Below are 6,288 nucleotides of genomic sequence, written 5' to 3'. Positions count from 1 at the left end.
TGACAACATCGCGGCACCCCCGTCCAAACCATGGAGTGCCGCAATACGAATCACACAGACTCCCGATTCTGGAATCCCCGCGGCGGACCCGAGTCAATCCGTCGCACCAGATATGTGCATGCCCTAGCGCGAAGGCGGGGACCCATAACCACAGGGAGTCGTTTGGCGAAGACTCGTCGTTCGGTACTTCGACCCTTCGCAACAGATAGATCACGCGGTATGGGTCCCCGCCTTCGCGGGGACGACGTTGGGGAGAGAGTTTAAGCCGACCACGGCTCCGCTTCGGCCGCGCTCTTGGCCTTGGCGGAGACCGGGCTTTCGCCGATCACATCGGCCAGCGCGCGCAACGCCTCCTTGACGCCCTGGCCGGTGGCGCCCGACAGCAGCAGCGGCGTCTTCTTGGCGGCGCGCTTCAGGCGGTCCTTCTGCTTCTTCAGCTCGTCCGGCTCGACCGCATCGATCTTGTTCAGCGCGACGATCTCGATCTTGTCGGTGAGCTGGCCGCCATAGGCGTCGAGCTCCTTGCGCACGGTCTTGTAGGCCTTGCCGGCGTGCTCGCAGGTGGCGTCGACCAGATGCAAGAGCACGCGGCAGCGCTCGACATGGCCGAGGAAGCGGTCGCCGAGGCCGGTGCCTTCATGCGCGCCTTCGATCAGGCCGGGAATGTCGGCGAGCACGAACTCGCGGCCGTCGGCATTCACGACGCCGAGCTGCGGATGCAGCGTGGTGAAGGGATAGTCGGCGATCTTGGGCTTCGCGGCGCTGACCTTGGACAGGAACGTCGACTTGCCCGCATTGGGCATGCCGACGAGGCCGGCGTCCGCGATCAGCTTCAGCCGCAGCCAGATCCAGCGCTCCTCGCCGGGCTGGCCGGGATTGGCGTTGCGCGGCGCGCGGTTGGTCGAGGACTTGAAATGCGCATTGCCGAACCCGCCATTGCCGCCTTCGGCCAGCACGAACTTTTCGCCGACCTTGGTGAAGTCGTGGATCAAGGTCTCGCGATCCTCGTCGAAGATCTGCGTGCCGACCGGCACCTTCAGCACGATGTTCTTGCCGTTGGCGCCGTGGCGGTCCGAGCCCGAACCGTTCTCGCCCTTCTGCGCCTTGAAATGCTGCTGGTAGCGGTAGTCGATCAGCGTGTTGAGGCCGTCGGCGACCTCGATGATGACATTGCCGCCGCGGCCGCCATTGCCGCCGGAGGGACCGCCGAATTCGATGAACTTCTCGCGGCGGAACGCCACGCAGCCGTTCCCGCCGTCACCGGAGCGGATATAGACCTTTGCTTCGTCAAGGAATTTCATGGGCCATAGGTAGGCCAGCCGGCCCCCTGCGGCAACCCGGATCGGTCAGCAAATCGGCTGAAATTCCGCGAATTGGACCCCTTGCTTAATCCACCGGCCGCCGCCGGATCAGGAATTTCTGCAGGCCGTCCAGCACCAGCTCCTTGCGCTGGTTGAACACGGTGCTGCGCAGCGTCACCACGCCTGTGCTGCGCCCCGGCACCAGCTCGGTGACTTCGAGCGCGGGATAGATGGTGTCGTCGGCGAACACCGGCTTGAGGAACCGGCTCGACTGCTCGAGGAAGCCGACCAGGGAGTCCTCGACCATGAACGGAAACAGGCCGGCGCCGGGCGCGGTGTGGATCAAGGTCTGGAAGCCGTGGGCGAGCAGGTGCGGCATGCCGCGGGCGCGGCAATACTCCACGTCGTAATGCACGGGGTGGGTGTCGCCGCTCGCGGTCTGGAATGCGGCGAACAATGCCGAGGTTTGGGTGCGGCTCGGCAGCACGAAGCGTTCGCCGACGACGAAATCCTCAAACCAGCGTTGCGTCGGGATCATGCGATGCCGGGTGGGATCGAAGTCGGTCATGTCAAAGCTCTCTTTTCGTCGCTGGGCGCTTATCGCTACCGCGATGCAAACAATGCGACAATCCGTTCAATTCGGCTTGCGCGGGCTTGCCGCGGCGGCTGCCGTCATTAAAACGACTGCAAGCGACTCTATTCGCCTGCTTTCGCCGCTATCTCCCCGTCATTGCGAGCGCAGCGAAGCAATCCAGAATCCCTCCCCGGAAAGATTCTGGATTGCTTCGTCGCAAGAGCTCCTCGCAATGACGAGCCCCCGAACCTGCAACTCGTCGCAATGCCCCTGTTCAAGAATCTCTCCGCCTATGACGATCGCTCCGCGCGCCTGGCCGGCATCGGGCTCATGGTGCTGTCGATCTTCATGTTCTCGTTCGGCGACGCCATGGGCAAGTTCCTGGTCGGGACCTATTCGGTGGGGCAGCTGCTATTCCTGCGCGCCTGCGCGGCACTGCTCCTGCTGTCGCCGCTGATCTGGAAGCAGCGTCACCAGTTTCTGCATCTGGAGCGGCCGGGCCTGCAGCTGGTTCGCGTCGTGCTGTCGACGCTGGAAGTCGCGGCCTTCTTTCTCGCAACCGTCTATCTGCCGCTCGCCGACGTCATCACCTATTATCTCGCCGGCCCGATCTTCGTCACCGCGATGTCGGCAATCTTTCTGGGCGAGAAGGTCGGCTGGCGGCGCTGGACCGCGATCCTGATCGGCTTCTGCGGCGTCTTGGTCGCGCTGCGGCCGTCGGCGCAGACCGTCAGCCTGCCGGCGTTGATCGCGCTCGGCGGCAGCCTCTCCTTTGCAACCCTGATGCTGATCACGCGCAGCCTGCGCAAGACGCCCGACATCGTGATGGCGTCCTCGCAATTCGTCGGCACGTTTTCGCTGGGCGCGGTGCTGTCGGCGTTCAACTGGGTGCCGCCGACGCCCGGCAGCCTCGTGATCTTCGCGCTCGCCGGATGCGTTTCGGTAACTGCGCTGTTCTGCGTCAACCGTTCGCTCAAGCTCGCGCCGGCCAGCGTCGTGGTGCCCTATCAATATTCGATGATCGTCTGGGCGGTGATCTTCGGCTTCGTCGTGTTCGGCGACGTCCCGTCCATCGCAACACTCGTCGGCGCCGCAATCATCATCGGCGCCGGGTTCTACATTTATCTTCGGGAGCGCGATTTGGGGCGTGAGAGCGACGAGGTCAATCCGCCGGCGTAGCCACGACGTCGTCCCGGGGCGCGCGCAGCGCGAGCCCGGGACCCATAGCCCCAGAGAGCAATTGGACGACGACCCGGAGTGGGCGCTTTGCCCCACACTGCGCTCCGGGATTATGGATCCCGGGCTCGCGCTACGCGCGCCCCGGGATGACAATTGTGAGTGCGGCGCCTCGCCCTACCGCACCCGCCTCGCACTGCTCCAGCTCTTCAGCGAGGCCCACACGCCGCGCGAGAGGCGGAAGCAGTCGACGGGGGTCGAGGAGCCCAGCGCCAGGAAGCGGTGCAGCTGCACGCCGCTCCACTGGAAGCCGCACTTCTCCAGCACCTTGCGCGAGGCCGGATTGGTGACGCGCGCGCCGGCGTAGAGATGCTCGTCCTCGAACTCCTCGAAGAAGAAATCGATCGCGCCGCGCGCCGCCTCGGTGGCAAAGCCCCGACCCCAATGCTCGACGCCGAGCCAGTAGCCGAGCTCGGCATTGCCGGGCTTGGAGCAATCGATGCCGACCATGCCGACCGGCCCGCTGTCGTGCTCGATCAGGAACACGGTCTCGCTGCCGAGCTCGGCGGTGGCGCGGATGAATTCGGCGGCGTCGTCCTGCGAATAGGGATGCGGCAGGCGGCGCGTGTTCTCGGCGACGCGGCGGTCGTTGGCGAGCCGGGCGATGGTCCTGACGTCGGCCAGCGTCGGCCGCCGCAAGGTCAGCCGCTCGGTGGCGACGACGCTTGGTCTCGCCTCGGCCAAGGTCACGCTCGAGAAATCCTGCAACATGTCCGGCTCCGTGAAAGTCACTAAGTCAAAGTGCAAAGAACAAAGTGAGCAAAGAAAAGGGGAGGCCGGTTTCCCGCCTCCCCTTGGAGCCTTCGATCTCTTGCGATCTCTAGGACTCCGCCGGTTCAGTCGGGACCGGCGGACTCCGTTTTTGTCCACCGTCTATTCAGCAGCCTCGGCAAGCGGGAGCACCGATACGAAGGTGCGGCCGTTGGCTTTGGCCTGGAACGCAACGCGGCCCTCGATCTTGGCGAACAGAGTGTGGTCCGTACCCATGCCGACATTGAGGCCGGGGTGCCAGGTCGTGCCGCGCTGACGCGCAATGATGTTGCCGGGCGTGACAATCTCGCCGCCGAACGCCTTGATACCGAGGCGCTTGCCCTTGGAATCGCGACCGTTGCGCGATGAACCGCCTGCTTTTTTGTGAGCCATGGCTCGTCTCCGAAATCCTGCGTAGTTCTAGGTCAATTCCTTGACGGAATCATTTCAAAACGTCGCACGCATCAATTCGTGAATTGGCGTGATCGGTTTTGCGTTACTCGGCGGCTTCCGCTGCCGGCTCCTTCGTCACCTTTTCCTTCTTCGGACGCGGGCCCTTGGTGGGCTTGGCGCCGTCCGTCAGAATCTCGCTGATGCGCAGAACCGTGATCTCGTCGCGATAGCCGCGCTTGCGGCGCGAGTTCTTGCGGCGGCGCTTCTTGAACGCGATGACCTTCGGTCCGCGCTTGTGGTCGAGCACCTCGACCGCGACGGACGCGCCTGCGACCGTCGGGACGCCCAGCACCGGCGTGTCGCCGCCGACCACGAGCACTTCATTCAGCTGCACGATCGAGCCGACTTCGCCTTCGATCTTGCCTACTTCGAGAACATCATCCGGCACGACGCGGTATTGCTTGCCGCCGGTTTTGATGACTGCGAACATCGTTCTTTCTCCGTGTTCAATCCCGGCCTCGGGACGAGCGTCGTCCGGGCCGGCTTTTTGTCAGTCGCTATGGTTTATGCGAGTCTGCGTGGGCGGGAATTATCCCTTTGAAAACCCAAGCAAAAACAAGCGGCGCGAGAAACGCCCCGCGCCGGCTGTGGGACTTATAGCGGCTGAGCGCGCCAAGTCAAGGAAAACTGGGCGAAAACCGCCCGGATTTGAAGGCTTTGGCCGCGCTGAAAGCGCGCAGCCGAATCTCGGGTGGGCTTTGCAACAAACGGGTTCCCCCGCAGTTGTCCCGGCCGGAACAGGAAAGCGGGGCAAGGGCTCTCATGGCAACAGACGAATTGGTCAAAACAACGGGCATTGCCCAGCATGGCGCCGAACGGCTGCCATCGGTCGATGTCGACAGCTTCAACATCGAGATCAAGGACGAGGACGGCTTTCTCGGCGACCGCGCCAGCAAGGGCGCGTTCCGGGAGGTGCTCGAGCGCTGGCGCAAGCCGCTGCGCAAGACGGGGGAGGACCCGTTCGGGAAGGTGCCGACCGAGGAGATCAACAAGAAGACGCTGGACGCCATCCTGATCGGCGACGACACCGAGGCCTCGGCCGTGGTGCACAGCGCGATCGAGGATTTCTCCCAGGAGCTCGCTTATGTCACGCGCCGATTCCTCAAGACCAAGGCCTGGGCCAAGACCGAGCGCATCGTCGTCGGCGGCGGCTTTCGCGATTCAAGGCTCGGCGAGCTCGTGATCGCCCGCGCCGAGATCATCCTGAAATCCGAGGGCTTCAAGATCGACCTGCAGCCGATCCGCCATCATCCTGACGAGGCCGGCCTGATCGGCGCGCTGCACCTGGCGCCGTCCTGGATCTTCGAGGCTCATGACAGCATTCTCGCCGTCGACATCGGCGGCACCAACATCCGCTGCGGCGTGGTGGAAACCGGCTGGAAGAAAGCCAAGGATCTGTCCAAGGCCAAGGTGGTGCATGCGGAGCTGTGGCGTCACGCCGACGACGAGCCGACGCGCGAAGGCGCGGTGAAGCGGCTGACCAAGATGCTGAAAGGGCTGATCACGGAGGCCGAGGCCGAAGGCTACAAGCTCGCGCCGTTCATCGGCATCGCCTGTCCCGGTGTGATCAACCCGGACGGCTCGATCGAGAAGGGCGCGCAGAATCTGCCGGGCAATTGGGAGAGCAGCAAGTTCAACCTGCCGGCGAGCCTGATCGAGGGCATCCCCGCTATTGGCGAGCACGACACCGCGATCCTGATGCACAATGACGGCGTGGTGCAGGGGCTCTCGGAAGTACCGTTCATGCAGGACGTTGACCGCTGGGGCGTGCTCACCATCGGCACCGGACTTGGCAATGCGCGCTTCACCAATCGCCGCAAGGAAGGCAACGGCAAGGACCGGGATACCACGGAGAACGGGAAGAAAAAAGGTAAAGCGGACAAGGAGTAACCTTGACCGGTTAGGTTAAGGACCGGATTGCGTTGCGGACCGCCCGTCGCACGCTAGGGTCGAATCGTCGCTTCCACTCGGCCG

At 64.0% G+C, this 6,288-nt stretch carries 7 protein-coding genes; 2 read left to right on the top strand and 5 right to left on the bottom strand.

Annotation, left to right across the window (positions count from 1 at the left end; translation table 11 throughout):
* Nucleotides 1-260 precede the first annotated feature (260 nt).
* Both obgE and ACTEK7_RS27525 read right to left on the bottom strand, forming a co-directional pair.
* Nucleotides 261-1,301 (bottom strand): GTPase ObgE, encoded by a 1,041-nt coding sequence (obgE, locus tag ACTEK7_RS27530; protein ID WP_025032816.1) that lies wholly within the window; start codon nt 1,299-1,301, stop codon nt 261-263.
* Between the two features lie 85 nt (nt 1,302-1,386).
* On the bottom strand, nt 1,387-1,869 hold the full coding sequence (locus ACTEK7_RS27525; protein WP_225148747.1) for a MaoC family dehydratase: 483 nt from the start codon (nt 1,867-1,869) through the stop codon (nt 1,387-1,389).
* 270 nt (nt 1,870-2,139) lie between these two features.
* Between ACTEK7_RS27525 and ACTEK7_RS27520 the strand changes: the two genes are divergently transcribed.
* Entirely contained in the window at nt 2,140-3,054 is a 915-nt protein-coding gene (locus ACTEK7_RS27520) for a DMT family transporter (protein WP_057026543.1), read from the top strand.
* Nucleotides 3,055-3,228: 174 nt separating this feature from the next.
* Here ACTEK7_RS27520 and ACTEK7_RS27515 read toward each other — a convergent pair whose 3' ends face one another.
* From ACTEK7_RS27515 to rplU, 3 genes are all read right to left on the bottom strand, one after another.
* A complete protein-coding gene (locus ACTEK7_RS27515) occupies nt 3,229-3,822 on the bottom strand; it encodes a GNAT family N-acetyltransferase (RefSeq protein WP_036024657.1) in 594 nt (197 codons plus the stop codon).
* Nucleotides 3,823-3,984: 162 nt separating this feature from the next.
* Nucleotides 3,985-4,254, bottom strand: coding sequence for a 50S ribosomal protein L27 (rpmA, locus tag ACTEK7_RS27510; protein WP_025032812.1), 270 nt, complete (start codon nt 4,252-4,254; stop codon nt 3,985-3,987).
* A 103-nt stretch (nt 4,255-4,357) separates the two neighbouring features.
* Nucleotides 4,358-4,744: a 50S ribosomal protein L21 gene (gene rplU, locus ACTEK7_RS27505; RefSeq protein WP_036008712.1), complete on the bottom strand. Its 387-nt coding sequence runs from the start codon at nt 4,742-4,744 to the stop codon at nt 4,358-4,360.
* A 332-nt stretch (nt 4,745-5,076) separates the two neighbouring features.
* On the opposite strand from rplU, the gene ACTEK7_RS27500 reads away from it, so the two are divergent.
* On the top strand, nt 5,077-6,204 hold the full coding sequence (locus ACTEK7_RS27500; protein WP_225148746.1) for an ROK family protein: 1,128 nt from the start codon (nt 5,077-5,079) through the stop codon (nt 6,202-6,204).
* Nucleotides 6,205-6,288: the final 84 nt, after the last annotated feature.

The sequence above is a fragment of the Bradyrhizobium sp. JHI2711 genome (genome assembly GCF_056156565.1).
Note: the sequence above shows the minus strand (reverse complement) of the source record. Positions and strands in the feature narration are given on the sequence as shown.